The sequence below is a fragment of the Sporocytophaga sp. genome (assembly GCF_017745095.1).
Taxonomy (GTDB): domain Bacteria; phylum Bacteroidota; class Bacteroidia; order Cytophagales; family Cytophagaceae; genus Sporocytophaga.
On record NZ_JAGHZZ010000008.1, the window covers coordinates 96,704 to 113,780 of the forward strand.

Sequence of the window (17,077 nt, forward strand, 5' to 3'; positions counted from 1 at the left end):
TTATACTTTTTCTTTAAGGACACCTTTTGCTTTCACTAAAACTTTATCAAGTCCAGCAAGGTCTTTTCCTCCTGCTGTCGCGAAGAAAGGTTGTCCTCCACCTCCACCTTGAATTTCTTTTGCAAGCTCTTTAACAAGGTTACCTGCATGAAGCTTTTTATCTGCAACAAGATTTTCAGAGATCATTACTGCTATCTGAGGCTTATCTTCGATTTTGGCAGCAAGAACTAGGAATAAATTATCTACTTTAGCCTTCACATCATAAGCCAACTGTTTTAAAGCATCAGCTGAAGAGAGGTCTACTCTGGAAATGACGACATTGATACCATCAACTGTTTCCACTTTTTTAAGTAGTTCCTCTTTAATTCCCTGACCTTCTTTGCTGACATACTCTTCAATCTGTTTCTGAAGCTTTGTTTTTTCAGCAGAAAGCTCTTCGACAGCTTTTAATATATCTTTAGGATTCTTGAGTACTTCTTTTAATTTCTCAATAATTGAAAGCTGTGAATCTACAAAGTTTTCTGCTTCATCTGCAGTAATTGCCTCTATTCTTCTTACACCTGCCGCTACAGAACTTTCAGAAACAATCTTAAACAAGCCAATTTTACCAGTGGCAGATACGTGAGTACCTCCGCACAATTCAACTGAATAAGAGGGATCGAAAGTAATTACTCTCACAAACTCTCCATATTTCTCACCGAACAAAGCCATTGCACCAAGAGACTTAGCTTCATTGATTGGAACGTTACGTCTTTCATTCAGCTGAATATTTTCTCTGATCTTGGCATTAACTATCTTCTCAACTTTCTCAATCTCTTCAGGAGTCATTTTAGAGAAATGAGAAAAGTCAAATCTTAATACCTTCTCATTTACCAATGACCCCTTCTGTGCAACATGAGTTCCAAGTACATCTCTCAAAGCCGCATGCAACAGGTGAGTTGCAGAGTGATTATTTTCAGTAAGGAGCCTTTTCTTCTCGTCAACGTTCGCTTCAAAGTCTGCTTTAACGTCTAAAGGGAGCTTATCAATGATATGAATAATCAGGTCATTTTCTTTTTTGGTATCAAGGACCTGAATCTTTTCTTTGCCAGATTGAAGCACTCCCGTATCTCCTGCTTGTCCACCGCTTTCCGCGTAGAAAGGTGTAGTATCAAGTACTACCTGATATTGGTCTTTACCTTTGGCAGTAACTTTCCTGTATTTTACAATCTTTGATTTCGCATGCAAATGATCATAGCCAACAAATTCAACACCTTCTTCGTCCCTAACAAGCACCCAGTCAGTAGTCTCTTTAACGGCATCTTTCTTTGATCTTTCTTTCTGCACTGCCATTTCCTTTTCAAAGCCGGTCTCATCTATTTCAAGACCATATTCTCTTGCAATAAGCGCAGTAAGATCAACTGGAAATCCGAAAGTATCATACAATTCAAATACGGTTTTTCCGTCTATGACTTTTTCACCTTTGGACTGTTCTATGTTTGTTCTTATTTGCTCAAGCTTTTTCAAGCCAATTTCAAGCGTTCTAAGGAATGAAATTTCTTCTTCAAGAACTACCTTCTGCACAAAATCCTGCTGAGCTTTTAACTCAGGGAAAACCTCTGCAAACTGGTTTGCAAGCACAGGCACCATTTTGTTAAGGAACGGCTCTTTGAAACCAAGGAAAGTATATCCATACCTGACTGCTCTTCTCAAAATTCTTCTGATTACATAACCAGCTTTTGCATTACCTGGCAACTGACCGTCAGCAATTGTGAAAGATATTGCTCTGATGTGATCAGAAAGCACTCTCATAGCAATATCAGTCTTCAGATCTTTTCCATAGGTTTTGCCACAAGCATCCCCGATGAATTTGATCATTGGCTGAAACACGTCAGTATCGTAGTTCGAAGTCTTTGCCTGAATGGCCATAACAAGACGTTCAAAGCCCATACCTGTATCCACATGCTTTTCAGGAAGTGGCTCCAAGCTCTTATCAGCTTTTCTATTGTACTGAATAAAAACGTTATTCCAGATTTCAACCACTCTTGGATCATCGTTGTTAACTCTGTCCCGTCCTGGCACTTTTTTAATTTCTTCTTCAGTCCTTAAATCTATATGGATTTCTGTACAAGGTCCGCATGGTCCCTGATCTCCCATTTCCCAGAAATTGTCTTTCTTGGAACCATAAAGTATTCTTTCTTTGGGAAGGTATTTCAACCACAGCTCAAGAGACTCATTATCAGGCTCAAGATTCTCACCTTTGTCTCCTCCAAATACAGTTGCATAAATTCTTTCTTTAGGAAGTTTATACTCAACTGTAAGTAGCTCCCAAGACCACTTAATAGCTTCTTCTTTAAAATAATCTCCAAAAGACCAGTTTCCAAGCATTTCAAACATGGTATGGTGGTAGGTATCTATACCAACCTCTTCCAGGTCATTGTGCTTACCGCTTACTCTTAGGCATTTCTGAGTATCGGCTATCCTTTTATATTTAGCAGGCTGATTTCCAAGGAAAATATCCTTGAACTGATTCATACCTGCATTAGTAAACATTAGGGTTGGATCGTTTTTATTAACGATTGGAGCAGATGGAACAATGTGGTGTCCCCTTTCCTTAAAGAAATCAAGAAATTTCTGTCTTATGCTTTTGGAATCCATTAATTAGGAAAGACCTTTAAATATTTATACTTTTTTTATAATTTTAAGCTTTTCGTCGACAAATCAGGCATAATTTTCACCTGATTCACCGTTATCTGAAGGCGCAAATTTAGTATAAATCTCAGAAGTTCAGTAATGGCCAGAATAAAATATTATTACGACACGGAAACCTGCAAGTATGAGCGTCTTAAGGTATCTACCTGGGACTTAATACTTAATACATTGGGGTTTCTCTTTGTCTCTTTCATTTTTGCGGTGGCTTTGGTATATGTGTACACCAAATATTTCAAATCTCCGCATGAAACTTTATTGCGAAGAGAGAATGAAGAGCTTTCTCTTTACTATGACCTCCTCAATCAGGAAATAGATCAGGCGAATAAAATGCTCAACGCTCTGCAAGAACGAGATGACAATATTTACAGGGTTATTTTCGAAGCAGAACCTATTCCTTATTCTGTAAGAAATACAGAATTGACTGGTATTACAAAATATAAACAACTACTGGACAGAGGCTTAAAAAGGGAAGAGCTGATTATTTCAACTGTTGCCAAGCTGGATAACCTTAAAAAGAAAATGTATATCCAGACTAAGTCTTATGATGAAATCGTAAAACTGGCAAAAAATAAAGCTTTGATGCTGGCCAGCATCCCGGCAATTCAACCTCTTTCCAATAAAGAGCTTACTAGACTAGTATCAGGCTTTGGGTATAGAATTCATCCAATTTATAAAGTTAAGAAACTTCACACTGGCTGTGATTTTTCAACACCAAAAGGCACACCAATATATTCTACCGGAGATGGGGTTGTAAAAACAGTAGCTTCTAACCCAGGTGGATATGGGAATGAAATTGAAGTTGATCATGGATATGGGTATGTTACTAAATATGCACACCTTGACCGATTCAATGTGAGAATTGGTCAAAGAGTAAAAAGAGGCGAATTGATCGGATTTTCAGGTAACACGGGATCTTCCACTGCCCCTCACCTGCATTATGAAGTCATTCACAATGGTAAAAAGGTAAATCCGGTTCACTATTTCTATATAGATCTTTCACCTGCTGAATATCAAAAAATATTGGAGCTTGCTTCTGTTGAAAATCAATCACTATCATAATTGTAAATATTATAAATTTCAGGGCATTGGGAGTATCCTCTCAATGCCCTATTTTTTTAGGATATCTTGCATATAAGAATTTACAACTGAAATAATTAATCATTAGAGGTATTTGCTTTCTTTGAAAAAAGTGAAATTTTATTTCTACTTTTGAATTTAATAGTCCACTCAAAACCAGAAGCATTTGACTTACCAGGACAAAAAATTGGATAAGATGTATTACACAATCGGTGAGGTTGCCGAGATGTTTGGAGTTGCAGCTTCTCTGATACGCTTTTGGGAAACAGAGTTTGACATTATTACCCCCAGAAAAAACAGAAAAGGAAACCGGCAATACACCAAAGATGATATAGAAAACATCAAGCTTGTTTTTCATCTGGTAAAAGAGCGAGGATATACGCTACAGGGGGCCAAAGACTATATTAAAATTCATGGCACAAAAGCCAAAGAAAAGACAGAGATTATTGAGTCTCTTCAAAAGGTGAAAGCTTTTCTAATAGAATTGAAGAAAAGCCTGCCTTAAAATTTTTCAGTTCAACAGCTATAAGAAATTTTTAATGACTCATGCAAATGTTTATGAGGTCGCTATAGGCCTCGTTCCCGGTATTGGTAATCAACTTACCAGACAATTGGTAAGCTACTGTGGCGATCCTGAACAAGTATTCAGAGAAAAAAAGGGCAAATTGCTTAAGATTCCTGGCATAGGAGAAAATATTGCACAATCTATCATTCAGTCTGATATCTTTTCCAAAGCCGAGAAACAAATAGAAACTGCCATCAAAACAGAAACTAATATTCTTTTTTACACCAATCAGGATTATCCTGAACGGCTGAAAACCATTTTGGACGCTCCTACACTCATTTATTACAAAGGTCAAGGACCATTAAATTTTCCAAAAACTGTTGGAGTTGTAGGCACTAGAAATGCAACAGGATATGGTAAGGAAATGACAGAAAAAATCATTTCCGAATTGAAGGAACAGAATGTTCAAATCATTAGCGGGTTAGCTTATGGCATTGACAGCTTTGCACATAAATCCGCTCTGGACAATGGATTATCTACCATCGGAGTGATGGCAACTGGAGTAAACATAGTCTATCCCGCTGTTCATAAAGAAATGGCAAATAGAATGCAGTCGTCCGGCGGTATACTTTCCGAATATCCTTTTGATACAAAACCTGAACCCGGATACTTTCCTGCGAGGAACAGAATAATTGCGGGCCTGAGTGATGTTGTATTAGTCGTTGAAGCTTCCAGCTCAGGAGGAGCCTTGATTACCGCTGACCTTGCCAATGGTTATAACAGAGAAGTAATGGCTGTACCAGGAAATATCAACAACAAATATTCCCTTGGATGCAATAACCTTATAAAATCACACAAAGCACAAATCTTATCAAAGACATCAGATATCATAGAGCTCATGAATTGGGATATCTCCATTTTACCCAAACCAAAATATAAAACACCTGAAATTCCTGAAGATCTTACTGATGATGAAAAGAAAATATTTCAGCTGTTAATCAATAACGGCGAAACTCATATAGATGAATTGTGTTGGAAAAGTCAGATCCCTGTAAGTAAGATGGCCTCTCTCCTACTCAATCTTGAATTCAGTAATAAGGTAAAATCATTACCGGGGAAGAAATATAAATTAGTCTGATATGGTCTTCTTTCGTATATTTTCCCGATGGAAAATTATTACGAGACTTTGGGTGTAAAAAACTCTGCCTCTTTTGAAGAAATCAAAGCTGCATATAAAAGTCTGGCAAAGAAATATCACCCTGATAAACATCAGGGTGATAAATACTATGAAGATCAGTTCAAAAAGATCAATTCTGCTTATCAGACCATTTCAGATCCACAAAAAAGAAGACTATACGATTTAAAACTTCATTATTACTTTACCCCACCTCAAAAACCTGCGAAAGCCCCTACCAACAGTTCTTCAAAACAAAGGACCAGCAGACAGCCACGTCCTAAACCTGCCACAACTCAAGAATCTAAGGTTTCAAATAAAGAAGTAAGAATATATTTATACACCGGACTGGCATTGATATTGCTGGTTGTTGCTTCTGTTCTTTTTTATCATTATATGAATAACAGAATGGCAGCAAAAACGCATGAGGAAGCTATTCAATATGAAAAAGATGGAGAATGGTTAAAAGCCTTAGAGTCCTATACAGAAAGTATATCATTTGACGAAGACTATGCCCCTGCTTTTCAGAAAAGAGCTTTGTTAAGGCTTCATATGCTGGGGGATTATCGAGGAGCTGTTTTAGATCTTACAAAAGCAATTGAAAATACAGAAAACCCTTCATGGGATCTGTATTATGAACGCGGAAAAGCTAATGCTAAAATCAAAAAAAATTCTGCTGCCCTTGAAGATTTTAATGAATCGATCAAAAGAAATCCTGCTAAAGATAGTAGTTATCTATACAGAGGAGAGTTACTCCAATATGCCAAGGGTGATTGTCAATCCGCATACCCTGATTATCTGAAATTCCTGAAACATCAGCCAGAGTCTGAAATGGCTCTCCTTAATTTGGCCAACTGCTATCAGGAACTTGATCAGCATCAAAAATCTATAAGTATTTATACTGACATGATTAAAAAGCAGCAAAATCCCGGAATAGCTCATTATTACCGAGGGTTGGCTTACTCAAGAATTGTAGATTCCACCAATGCCTGCTCCGATTTTACCAAAGCTCTCGAATATGATGTGCGACAGGCCAAAAAACTACATCGCAGGTATTGTCTTAAGATAAATGATGAAGAGGACTAAACAAATTAGTCCTTTTTCCTATTTTTAACTTTTCCAAATTGAATTAAAGTTTATGCGCGTTTTTTTACTAACTCTTCTTTCGGTCTTTTCATTTACCCTTAGTTTTTCCCAGGATTTTGCTCATCAATCTCCAAATGTTCCCTACAGAAGTAAACAAAATCCTTATTACTGGAAAAACAACCCTCCAACTCCCGGATACTGGCAACAAGATGTACATTACTACATGGACGTCTTTCTTGATGATTCCAATAATGTACTGGTCTGTCCCGATTATAAACTTGTTTATTACAATAACTCTCCATTCGAGTTAAAAGAGCTTTATTTCCATTTACATAACAATGCCTTCATTCCCGGATCCTATTATCATGCTTTAAATATTGAAAATGACATTAAGGTAAAATTTGGGCCTACTGAAACCAAAGGACTAGGAACTGTGGTCGATAGTGTTAGAGTTGACGGAGAAGAAGTAAAGACTATCATTGATAATACAATCATGAAAGTAGCTCTCAATAAGCCCCTTAAATCAGGTGATTCGCTTATTGTGACAATGAATTTCAAAACATATTTTGACCCTTCAGGCACCATGAGAAGAAGGATGAAGCTTTATGAAACGTTTGGCTTCAAACACTTCGATGCTGTCCACTGGTATCCTGCAATTGCAGTATATGACCATAAATTCGCATGGGAGACAGAACAGCACCTTGACAAAGAATTCTACGCTGATTTCGGAGCATTCGATATAAAATTATCGCTCCCCAACAACTATGTGCTAGAGGCTACAGGCACCCTTCTCAATGAAAAAGAAGTTTTACCAGACACGCTCAGACAAAAGCTTGATCTGAAAAATTTTGCTAAAAAACCTATGAATGAGGCCCCTTCTATTGTGATTCCAAGAGAAAAAGGGAAATTCAAAACTTGGGTTTATCATGCAAAGAATGTACACAATTTCGCTTTTACAGCAGACCCACTTTATAGAATAGGAGAATTGGTGTGGAATGGAATCAGGGTAATAGCCATTGCACAGGAACCTCATGCTTCCGGCTGGCAGCTATCCGCCTATTTCACCGCTAATGTAATCAAAGTATATTCCCAGGATTTCGGAATGTATGCATGGCCCAAAATAGTTGTAGCAGACGCTAAAGATGGTATGGAGTATTCAATGCTTACACTGGACAATGGTACTTATCCGCAACATCAAAGTCTATTGGCACATGAGGTTGGACATATGTGGTTCTATGGAATGGTAGGGTCTAACGAAACCTATAGAGCAATGATGGATGAAGGGTTTACACAATTCTTAACAGTATGGTCATTAGACAGAATTGTTGGAGAAAAGAGAGCAAGGATCGGCAAGAATAAATACATCACCAAACATGTTGACTCTTCCGACACAAGGTATGAAAATCTATACTATCCATATCTGAACCATGTTGTGGAAGGCTATGATGATCCGCTTAACACACATAGCTCTGACTTCCATGGAGCAATAAGACATGGAGGAAACTATGGCCTTGTATATTACAAAACAGGAACCATGCTCTACAACCTTCGCTATGTACTGGGCGAGGATCTGTTTTCACGAGCAATGAAGCATTATTTTAACAAATGGAAATTCGCGCATCCCTACCCTGAAGACTTCCGTGATGCTATTACTGAATACACACAGACTGACCTCAATTGGTTCTTTGATCAATGGATGGAGACTACCAAGTATATAAATTACGGCATTGATGATGTAAAAAGAATCAGTAAGGACAATGAATATGAGATAAAATTCCGAAGAAAAGGAAGTATGCAAATGCCCTTAGACTTCACGGTTAAAGCTTCAGACGGAAGTATTCATAATTACCATATACCTAATAACTGGTTCGTAAAAAAAACCGATGCAACTATTCTTCCGAAATGGTATGGTTGGGGTTTATTAAACCCTACTTATAAGGCTTCCATAAAACTTCCTGCACCAATAAAAACCATTGAGATAGATCCTAAACATTATCTTGCGGATATTGACCTTACAGATAATAAAGCCGGAGAAGGCGGAATTAAAATACTTGAATTTGAACATAGAGTTCCGAATGTTACAAGCTGGGCTGTGCAGAAAAATACATTGAGACCTGATGTCTGGTACAATAGTTTTGATGGTCTGCAGGTAGGACCATACTTCAAAGGAAGTTACTTTGGAAAGTTCCAGTATTCGGCAGGAGCCTGGTTTAATACAGGATTAGCGCAGGGCAGATCCGAAAAAGATCTTGATCTTAAACATCAATGGGTTGCAGCTGATATTTATTTAAAAAGAAACCTTTCTTTGATCTGGAAAGGCCTAAGTGCCAATACTAATTTATACTATAATGCAGGCATTGCTAATTTGAATGCAGGACTTGAAAAAGTAATCCGTGAGCCTGATCAGAGAGCTTCAAAGTATTCAAAACTCTTTATCAATACGAAATATCTAATTACCACTGATAATTATTTTGTATACCGACTTTATCCTGAACAATGGGGACGCTTTCAGGGAGATTTCACATCTGGCCTTGTAAATGCAACGGTGAATATGGGATACTTTCATTACTATACTTATGAAAAAGGCAATGGAGAATATACATTCAATGTAAGAATACCATCAGTGGGATCTGACTATAATTATTCTTATGCTCAGCTAAATTCCATTAACAGATTCACACTTAAGAAATTTGAATTCAAAACAAGAGTTTTTGGACAAATAGGCTTAGGCGATTTGCCTCTGGAATCAACATTATACTTGGCAAGTGCTAATCAGGAACAAATGTTGGATAACAGATTTACCCAGGCAAGAGGCTTTGTGCCAAACGATTGGTTAGGTTATGGACAGAATTACAATCACTTTCAAATGGGAGGAGGTTTAAACCTCAGAGGTTTTGCTGGGTATCTTGCACCTGAAATTCATACCATTAACGGACAAGAAGTACTGATTTACAACTACTATGGAAATTCGGGAGCAGCCTTTAATGCAGAAATTGACTTTGATAAATACATAAAAATTCCGGCTAAAGGACTCACTAAAAATTTCAAGGTAGACACTTACCTTTTCTCCGATATGGGTATTCTTAATACAAGCTCTGCTTCGAAAAACTATTTCGGAAAATTCAGGTTAGATGCTGGTATAGGGTCTGCTGTTACATTCAAATTCGGGCCGTATGATATGAAGCCTGTTACCCTAAGGTTTGATATGCCCTTTTTTGTAAACACGCCCCCTGCAGTGTCTGATTACTTTAAATTCAGATACGTAATAGGCATTAACAGAGCGTTTTAAGAGACTTAGTATGTATCAGTAGAGCCTTGGGTTTTATGAAACATGGCTAACTATTTGTAATTAGGGCCGTAATCGTATAGTGGGATGAATAATTTCTGCAAATTTACTTTTCTTTTAACGATTTTATTTTTCAGCATGCTGAATGCTTTGTATGCTCAAAATGTATATACAGTATCAGGAACCATAAAAGATAAGTTAACCAACGAACCTATCATTGGTGTGGTGGTCTCTGCTCCTTCTGCCCAGGCAGGTACTATGACAGATGAAAACGGATTTTACAGCATTTCAATTCCTTATGATACTATTACCCTTATTGTTGAACAACTTGGATACAAGAAAGAAGTAATAATCATTAATCTTGGCCAGGATATGTCTGTAGATTTTCTGCTGGCTGATGATGATGAACATCTAAAAGAAATAGTAATCGAAGGAAATCCTCATAAAGAGGCTATCAACTCCACTCAAATGAGTAAAATAACCTTAACTGCCAAAGATGCGAAGCAGGTACCGGTTTTATTTGGAGAACCTGATCTATTAAAAATTCTTCAGCTTAAACCAGGTGTCCAATCAGGTGGTGAAGGAACTTCAGGCCTATATGTGAGAGGTGGAGGACCTGATCAGAACCTTTTTGTAGTTGATAATGCTGTCGTCTACAATCCTAATCACCTTTTTGGTTTGTTTAGTATATTTAATACAGACGCCGTAAAAAGCATAGATTTATACAAAGGCGACTTTCCAGCACAATACGGAGGAAGATTATCCTCGGTAGTAGATGTAAAGCTTAATGAAGGTAGTGAGACTAAAACTTCTGTCAGAGGCGGCATCGGTTTGATTGCATCCAGACTTACAGTAGATGGACCGATAAAAAAAGATAAAGCATCTTATATCATTTCTGCGAGACGTACTTACTTTGATGTATTTACAAGTCAGCTCAACAGAATGAATAAAAACAATAAATCTTATGATCCAATCCCTGCCTATTACTTTTATGATCTGAATGGAAAAGTGAATTATACATTAGACAAAAAGAATTCTTTTTACCTCACAGGATATTTTGGACGGGATGTTTTTAAGTACAATCAAAATAGTCTGGACTTCACGTTCAACTGGGGTAATTCAGTAGGTGTAGGAGGCTGGAACCATATTTTTTCTGATAAACTTAAAGTGACAACTTCGGTGATATATTCAGACTACCGATACAATATCAAAAACAGGTTTAAGGATTTCTCCTTTAAACTAAGCTCCATGGTGAGAGATTATACAATCCAGAGTGATTTTACTTACAAACATTCTGAAAAGCATAATATCAAATTCGGCCTGTATACAAGCTACCACCGATATATTGTCGGAAGACTAAGAGCCGGTACTGATGATGGTACAGTTCAGCTAGGCCTTGGCTCTGTGTTTACATCTCAGGAAGGAGCGATCTATGCATCCGATGATTTTGATGTAGGTGTCAGATGGAAATTTAACGCCGGACTTCGCTTGTCTTTATTTAAGAATAAATCTAATTATTTCGGGGGCATTGAACCCAGAGTTGCATTCAGATATCTTATAAGCGAAAAAGTTTCATGGAAAGGAAGCTTTGCAAGAATGTATCAATACATCCATTTAATATCTAATTCAGGAGCAAGTCTTCCAACTGATATCTGGTATCCATCCAATAGTACTGTAAAACCTCAGCGTTCAGATCAGGTCGCAACAGGTCTTTCATTAATTATTGGAGATAAGTTCTATCTAACAGATGAGGTTTACTATAAATGGATGAAGAGACAGATAGACTTTAAAGACGGAGCTATGATTTATTCAAATCCTAATCTTGATCAGGAGTTTGTGTTTGGTAAAGGATGGGCTTATGGAAATGAAATATACCTGGAAAAGAGAAAGGGAAAAACAACAGGGTGGGTTGGATATACGTTGTCATGGACATGGAAGCAATTTCCATATATTAATGAAGGAGAAAAATTCTTTGCGAGATATGACAGAAGACATGATGTTTCTATAGTAATCGTCCACAAACTCACAGAAAGGTTGAATATTAGCGGCACCTGGGTATATGGTACCGGGAACGCCGTTTCATTGCCTAATGGTCGATTCGTTATGCAGGATATTGAAGGCACTACACCAAAGGTAATTCCTGTTTATTCCAAAAGAAACGGATTCAGAATGCCTTCTTATCACAGGATGGACCTAGGATTGATTTATAAGTTTAAACCAAAGAAAGAAGGAAGAGAGTCAGACCTTACCTTCAGCATTTATAATGTATACAATCGTAAAAATGCCTATTTCATATATTTTGATGAAATCCAAAATGAATTTGGAGTCACTACAAAATTTCAGGCAAAACAGGTTTCATTATTTCCGATTATACCAAGTCTGACATATAATTTTAAGTTCTGATTTATATGAGACTGCTTGCTTACTTTACCATTTGTATATTATTATTTTCTTGTAACAGGGAGAAAAATATAACTGTTGAGCTGCCAACTTATACTAGTCAGCCAGTAGTGGAATTTTATCTTGTGCCAGGAAAGCCATTCCGCTTGTTGCTCACTGAATCTGCTGGTTATTTTGATCCACCTCAGGTTACTCCAATAGAAGGTGCTACAGTGGAGGTGGTGCACGCAGGTAAAGTATACTACCCTACCCCACAGCCATTTGGATTAAATCCGGTAAATAAAAAATATTACAATTATTCCACTGACGAAAATACTGTAGTACCACTGGATTTTGATAGTGATTTTTATGTATCTATAAAAGACAAAAACGGCAGAATTATAGAAGGAAGAACAACCATTATGCACCCGGTTGAAATTGATACGATTTCATTTCTTACTGATGATCCGGATAAAGCAGCAATTCAAGTAAAGTTCCAGGACGATCCTGCAACTAAAGATTATTATAGAATAATTGGAATACAGGATTCCTTAGATGGAGAAGGCAAATGGGATTTGGTGTTTAATGATGACGCCATTCAAACCGAACAAGGAGGCATTGGTTCAAATTATATATTCTTTCAGGGGAGCAAAGTTATAATTCAACTCTTTCATATCAGCAAAGAGTACTATGACTTTGTCACTTCAACCAAAAATGCTTCAGACTCAAATGGAAATCCCTTTGCACAACCATCAAAAATCATGTCAAATGTAACCGGAGGGATTGGAATAATTACAGGATTGCAACCCTCGCAGAAAGAACTCATTGTGAAATAAGCAACGATTCAGCGAGTAGATCTGCCAGATGAATCACCTTCAGTGATTTTTTATACTTGCTGACATATTCTGCATAATGACTCAGACATGAGTAGTCTGTTGAGATGATATAATCTGCCTTCATAGCCAAGGCTTCCTCCACCTTTTTACCAACTATATTCTGAGAAGCTTTGCTGGAGCACAATGAATAGTTTGCTCCAAAACCACAACAGCTGCTCTCATTAAATTCCAGCAGCTCAAGACCATTGATACACTTTAACAATTTTCGGGGAGCATCTTTAATCTGACAAAAATTAAGTGCTGTGCAAGAATCATGGTATACAGCTCTTGCAGAAAAATTGGCCCCTTTAACATTTTCTACTTTAAGAACATTGATAATAAATTCACTAAGTTCAAATGTCTTTTTTCTCGAATTTTTATAGTCATTCCTATGAGAAGAGCTGTCAAAGAATAGTTTATAATTATTCCGTACCATATTGAGACAGGCACCGGATGGAATCACAGTATAGTTGACAGATGATGAATTTTCCTCCAGAAACTTTACTCCAAACTCCATTGCTTCATCAAAGGCTCCTGTATTAAGGAAGGGCAAACCGCAGCATTTTTGATTTTCCTTGTAATGGACTTTACAGCCCAGATGTTCCAGCAATCGGATGGTGTTAAATCCGGTTTTCGGGAAGAAGTGATTAACAGAACAGGGTACAAAAAGATTTACTTCAACTGCGCGCATACTATTGTGGAAAAACCTGTGATGCTATTGCCATAGCATCTTCAAGTGCTTTAAAATCAACTCCTGTTTCTATGTTATGAGAGGAAAAATATTCAAGCATTTTTTCAGTAGGAATGTTACCTACCAGATCATCTTTTGCCATAGGGCATCCGCCAAAACCTTTAAGAGCCCCATCAAATCTTCTGCAGCCAGCTTTATAGGCTTCTTTTACCATGTCAACTGCATTAAAAGGTGATGCGTGTAAATGTGCACCGAATTCCACTTCTGGAAATGCAGGAATTAAAGAAGTAAATAAATATTGAAGATCTTCTTTCTTTGCTATCCCAATTGTGTCGGATAATGATACTATCCTTATCCCAATATCAAAAAGCTTTCCTGTAAAATCTTTTACATATTCTACATCATAAGGGTCTCCATAAGGATTTCCGAAGCCCATTGAAAGATAAACCACAAACTCTTTCTTATTTATCTCACAGATTGATTGTATTTCTTTCACCTGAGCAAAGGCTTCTTCTATACTCTTATTAGTATTTCTTTTTTGAAAAGTTTCAGAAAGAGAAAGAGGAAAACCCAGGTATTTTATTTCCTTATGAGTGGAAGCATCTTGTGCTCCTCTAACATTTGCAATGATTGCAAGCAACCTTGAAACAGACCCTGACAAATCAAGCTGTTCAAGTACCTTTGCAGTGTCGCTCATCTGAGGGACAGCAGTAGGAGAAACAAAACTTCCAAAATCAATGGTATCAAACCCTGCTTTTAGAAGCTGGTTTATATATTTTATCTTAAGTTCAGTAGGAATAAACTCCTTAATGCCCTGCATCGCATCTCTGGGGCATTCTATAATTTTTACCACAGACATCTAATTATCTTAAAATAAAGCAGAAGCTATTTGTTTTACGCTATCAGATTTCCCCATAGAATAATAATGCAAAACAGGGACGCCAAACTCCATCAGCTCTTTGGATTGCTGAATTGTCCATTCTATTCCAACTTCTTTCACTTGATCCGCAGTTTTGCATTTGCTGATTGCTTCAGACAATTCAACTGGAATATCCATATGGAATATGCTTGGCAGAATCGTGATTTGTTTTTGGGTAGTTATTGGTTTAAGCCCTGGAAGAATTGGAATGGTGATTCCTTCTTCTCTGCATTTTTTCACAAAATCAAAAAACTTTTGATTATCAAAGAACATCTGAGTAACAATATACTCTGCCCCCAGCTCTACTTTTTGCTTTAAATATTTAATATCTGTCTGAAGGTTGGGTGCTTCAAAGTGCTTTTCCGGATATCCTGCTATTCCAATACAGAAATCTGAAGGAACTGGATTTTGCAAATCATCATCAAGGTATACCCCTTGATTCATACATTTTATTTGCTTAATTAGGTCAGAGGCATAATGATGTCCATCAGCTTCAGGAATAAATGTACCCTCTGACTTTATAGCATCTCCTCTTAATGCCAGTACATTGTCGATACCAAGGAAGTTTAGATCAATGAGTGCATTTTCAGTTTCTTCCCTTGAAAATCCGCCACAGATAATGTGAGGTACCGCATCTACCTTGTATTTATTCATGATAGCTGCGCAAATTCCTACAGTACCGGGTCTTTTTCTAATAGATTTTTTTTCAAGAAGCCCATTTTCTCTTTTCTTAAATACAAACTCTTCTCTATGATAGGTAACATCTATAAATGGAGGTTTAAATTCCATCAAAGGATCAATTCCATCAAAAAGAGACTGGATATCCTGACCCTTTAAAGGCGGAAGGATTTCAAAAGAAAAAAGAGTCTTTTTAGCGTTTTTCAGGTGTTCTACGACTTTCATCTTCTTAGATAAGTGATAGCTCAAAAATACTTATTTTATCGAAGAGTTTAACCAATAAATAGCAAAAGGTTTAAGCTTTTAATCATTTTTAAAAAATCAATTAACACCCTAGCGTTTTTACAATGATTTTAGGATGGAAATGAGTTTTTTAAAACAAGCCAGGCGCCAGGTTCCCATCTTTATTTTGAGGATATTCTCTTTGTACGTTTATGGAAATGGGATCAGAAAAATTCCCAACCTGATCTTCTCCTATTTTGAATATGGCAATATACTGCCATACAACCATGGAAGAACTTGGAGGAATAGGATGAGTATCTATAAAATCTTTAAGCGTATAATTAGCTAAAAAAACAAAGCCTCTTCCATCCTTTCTATCAACAAATAAATCAAGGGAATCAGCTTTTCGATTCATCAATCTTATCAATGGCCTTCCACCATCCAGGAAAACTTGAAGCTGAGGCTCTAGTGTCACAGATATGTCAAACAGGACTTTAAACCTGAACAATGCCAGACTTTGATCAATCTGACGACAAAACTGTGGCCTAGATTTCAAGTACTCTATATAATCCGAAATTCTTCTAAAAATGCCCGGTTCTACATTATGTGGAACCTCCATATCATCAAAATCGGTTAAAGCGCCCTGCACCTCAACTTTTTCACCATAAGCATAAAAATCTTTTACAAGGTTATTTCTTCGAAATTGCTTCTTCGAAAACTCTATCCTTTTCAAAGAGAACTGATACATTTTCAGATCATTCCGGATAGAATTCAGCTCTTCATCTGAAATTACCAGTAAATCTTTTAGCTCCGTTAATTTATTATAAAAATTAATGAGCCATTCAAGTCGCAAATGATCAATACTTTGGGAAAACATTTTTGGCGGTTTAGTTTTCCACTGTTATATGGGAAGTATAACAGTGCTACTTTTGATACACAAAATATAGGATTTTCATCTATAAAATACAAACATCTATCCCTTACAAGGTAAAAAAAGTACAATTTTCAAATAAATTCATTGTCAATTTTTCCCTTACAGGAAACATATTTCGCTCAAAATCACTTTATATATTAATAAAGGAACTGGATGTACAACCAAAACCGAATGTAATTATGGATGAAAATGTGAAAGTATTCTTGGGTTTCCTTGCCGGAGCTGCGACGGGCGCGATTGCCGGTATTTTATTAGCCCCAGAAAAAGGAGATGTTACCAGAAAAAACATCTCTGACAAAGCATCTCAGTTAAAAAGCGATGTGAATGGTCAAGTGCAGAAAGGAGTTGAAAAACTGAACAACTTGAAACAATCTGCATTTTCTTTGATCAATGACTACAGTCAGCAAGCTCAAGCTCAAACAAACCCATAATCGATTTTAAAAAATCAAAAAAAGGCTGTTCCATATTTTGGGACAGCCTTTTTTTTGAAAGATAAATGACTTCATTTAATGTCCTTCTCCTAAAGGACATAGCCGTCAACTTAAGCAAGTTTAGAATTA

13 protein-coding genes are annotated in these 17,077 nt (G+C 36.9%); 8 read left to right on the forward strand and 5 right to left on the reverse strand.

Features of this window, described 5'->3' with window-relative positions; all coding sequences use genetic code 11:
* Positions 1 to 2,637, reverse strand: a complete 2,637-nt coding sequence (alaS, locus tag J7604_RS13600; RefSeq protein WP_293896879.1) for an alanine--tRNA ligase — start codon at positions 2,635 to 2,637, stop codon at positions 1 to 3.
* A gap of 135 nt (positions 2,638 to 2,772) precedes the next feature.
* On the opposite strand from alaS, the gene J7604_RS13605 reads away from it, so the two are divergent.
* The 7 genes from J7604_RS13605 (at position 2,773) to J7604_RS13635 (ending at position 13,034) form a co-directional block, all read left to right on the forward strand.
* Entirely contained in the window at positions 2,773 to 3,750 is a 978-nt protein-coding gene (locus J7604_RS13605; RefSeq protein ID WP_293896880.1) for a M23 family metallopeptidase, read from the forward strand.
* 214 nt (positions 3,751 to 3,964) lie between these two features.
* The gene (locus tag J7604_RS13610) at positions 3,965 to 4,273 is read left to right on the forward strand and encodes a MerR family transcriptional regulator (protein WP_293896881.1); all 309 of its coding nucleotides are present in this window, start codon (positions 3,965 to 3,967) and stop codon (positions 4,271 to 4,273) included.
* Between the two features lie 34 nt (positions 4,274 to 4,307).
* Positions 4,308 to 5,411: a DNA-processing protein DprA gene (gene dprA / locus J7604_RS13615; protein ID WP_293896882.1), complete on the forward strand. Its 1,104-nt coding sequence runs from the start codon at positions 4,308 to 4,310 to the stop codon at positions 5,409 to 5,411.
* A 27-nt stretch (positions 5,412 to 5,438) separates the two neighbouring features.
* The gene (locus tag J7604_RS13620) at positions 5,439 to 6,533 is read left to right on the forward strand and encodes a DnaJ domain-containing protein (RefSeq protein ID WP_293896883.1); all 1,095 of its coding nucleotides are present in this window, start codon (positions 5,439 to 5,441) and stop codon (positions 6,531 to 6,533) included.
* Between the two features lie 52 nt (positions 6,534 to 6,585).
* Positions 6,586 to 9,822: a M1 family aminopeptidase gene (locus tag J7604_RS13625; RefSeq protein ID WP_293896884.1), complete on the forward strand. Its 3,237-nt coding sequence runs from the start codon at positions 6,586 to 6,588 to the stop codon at positions 9,820 to 9,822.
* Between the two features lie 135 nt (positions 9,823 to 9,957).
* Positions 9,958 to 12,222, forward strand: coding sequence for a TonB-dependent receptor (locus J7604_RS13630; RefSeq protein WP_293896885.1), 2,265 nt, complete (start codon positions 9,958 to 9,960; stop codon positions 12,220 to 12,222).
* Between the two features lie 5 nt (positions 12,223 to 12,227).
* Positions 12,228 to 13,034 carry a DUF4249 domain-containing protein gene (locus J7604_RS13635; RefSeq protein ID WP_293896886.1) on the forward strand — a complete coding sequence of 269 codons (807 nt, stop codon included), beginning with the start codon at positions 12,228 to 12,230 and terminating at the stop codon, positions 13,032 to 13,034.
* Here the strand turns inward: J7604_RS13635 and J7604_RS13640 are convergent.
* From J7604_RS13640 to J7604_RS13655, 4 genes are all read right to left on the reverse strand, one after another.
* Positions 13,021 to 13,764, reverse strand: coding sequence for a (Fe-S)-binding protein (locus tag J7604_RS13640; RefSeq protein WP_293896887.1), 744 nt, complete (start codon positions 13,762 to 13,764; stop codon positions 13,021 to 13,023). The genes J7604_RS13635 and J7604_RS13640 overlap by 14 nt on opposite strands.
* A gap of 1 nt (position 13,765) precedes the next feature.
* A complete protein-coding gene (locus tag J7604_RS13645) occupies positions 13,766 to 14,623 on the reverse strand; it encodes a hydroxymethylglutaryl-CoA lyase (protein WP_293896888.1) in 858 nt (285 codons plus the stop codon).
* Positions 14,624 to 14,632: 9 nt separating this feature from the next.
* Positions 14,633 to 15,586 (reverse strand): methylenetetrahydrofolate reductase [NAD(P)H], encoded by a 954-nt coding sequence (metF, locus tag J7604_RS13650; protein WP_293896889.1) that lies wholly within the window; start codon positions 15,584 to 15,586, stop codon positions 14,633 to 14,635.
* Positions 15,587 to 15,734: 148 nt separating this feature from the next.
* Complete coding sequence (locus tag J7604_RS13655; RefSeq protein ID WP_293896890.1) at positions 15,735 to 16,460, reverse strand: hypothetical protein; 726 nt, start codon at positions 16,458 to 16,460, stop codon at positions 15,735 to 15,737.
* A gap of 236 nt (positions 16,461 to 16,696) precedes the next feature.
* Here J7604_RS13655 and J7604_RS13660 point away from each other — a divergent pair, with 236 nt between their 5' ends.
* The gene (locus tag J7604_RS13660) at positions 16,697 to 16,948 is read left to right on the forward strand and encodes a YtxH domain-containing protein (RefSeq protein ID WP_293896891.1); all 252 of its coding nucleotides are present in this window, start codon (positions 16,697 to 16,699) and stop codon (positions 16,946 to 16,948) included.
* Positions 16,949 to 17,077 lie beyond the last annotated feature (129 nt).

Coding starts and splice junctions, on each gene's coding strand:
- J7604_RS13610 (WP_293896881.1), top strand. CDS start 3,965: ATGTATTACACAATCGGTGAGGTTGCCGAGATGTTTGGAGTTGCAGCT.
- J7604_RS13635 (WP_293896886.1), top strand. CDS start 12,228: ATGAGACTGCTTGCTTACTTTACCATTTGTATATTATTATTTTCTTGT.
- alaS (WP_293896879.1), bottom strand. CDS start 2,637: ATGGATTCCAAAAGCATAAGACAGAAATTTCTTGATTTCTTTAAGGAA.
- J7604_RS13630 (WP_293896885.1), top strand. CDS start 9,958: ATGCTGAATGCTTTGTATGCTCAAAATGTATATACAGTATCAGGAACC.
- J7604_RS13640 (WP_293896887.1), bottom strand. CDS start 13,764: ATGCGCGCAGTTGAAGTAAATCTTTTTGTACCCTGTTCTGTTAATCAC.
- J7604_RS13660 (WP_293896891.1), top strand. CDS start 16,697: ATGGATGAAAATGTGAAAGTATTCTTGGGTTTCCTTGCCGGAGCTGCG.
- J7604_RS13620 (WP_293896883.1), top strand. CDS start 5,439: ATGGAAAATTATTACGAGACTTTGGGTGTAAAAAACTCTGCCTCTTTT.
- dprA (WP_293896882.1), top strand. CDS start 4,308: ATGACTCATGCAAATGTTTATGAGGTCGCTATAGGCCTCGTTCCCGGT.
- J7604_RS13625 (WP_293896884.1), top strand. CDS start 6,586: ATGCGCGTTTTTTTACTAACTCTTCTTTCGGTCTTTTCATTTACCCTT.
- J7604_RS13605 (WP_293896880.1), top strand. CDS start 2,773: ATGGCCAGAATAAAATATTATTACGACACGGAAACCTGCAAGTATGAG.
- metF (WP_293896889.1), bottom strand. CDS start 15,586: ATGAAAGTCGTAGAACACCTGAAAAACGCTAAAAAGACTCTTTTTTCT.
- J7604_RS13655 (WP_293896890.1), bottom strand. CDS start 16,460: ATGTTTTCCCAAAGTATTGATCATTTGCGACTTGAATGGCTCATTAAT.
- J7604_RS13645 (WP_293896888.1), bottom strand. CDS start 14,623: ATGTCTGTGGTAAAAATTATAGAATGCCCCAGAGATGCGATGCAGGGC.